General features: G+C 59.0%; 1 protein-coding gene. It reads right to left on the reverse strand.

The window, feature by feature from the left end:
- The coding region (locus EN804_RS35295) for a TonB-dependent receptor (RefSeq protein WP_135922349.1) at positions 1–356 on the reverse strand (356 nt) is incomplete at both ends.

A 356-nucleotide genomic window follows, 5' to 3' on the forward strand; every position in this document is an offset into this window, starting at 1 on the left:
TGCAAGCGTATCGATAAGCGGATTAAAGAAGGTGGCGGCGGAGACGTAGGGCGTCAGGCCATTGTCGAATTCGTAGGCAAGGCCGGCGCGGCCGCTCAGCGCGTCGTCATTGGAGCGGCGGGACAGGCCCGTCGGCAATCTGTTGTTCAGCTCCGTATCGACATAGTCGTAACGGCCATTCAGCGTCACAAGCCAGCCATCTCCGAACCGCAGCTGGTCCTGCGCATAAATGCCGATCTGCTGTTGGGTCACGATGTTATCGGCATAAACGAAATTCGTTCCCTGCGCCGAACCGTAAACCGGATTGAGCACGCCGATTGCATTCGAGCCGCAGCAGGCCTGCACCTGATCCAGCC

The organism is Mesorhizobium sp. M8A.F.Ca.ET.161.01.1.1 (genome assembly GCF_004792105.1).
Lineage (GTDB): Bacteria > Pseudomonadota > Alphaproteobacteria > Rhizobiales > Rhizobiaceae > Mesorhizobium.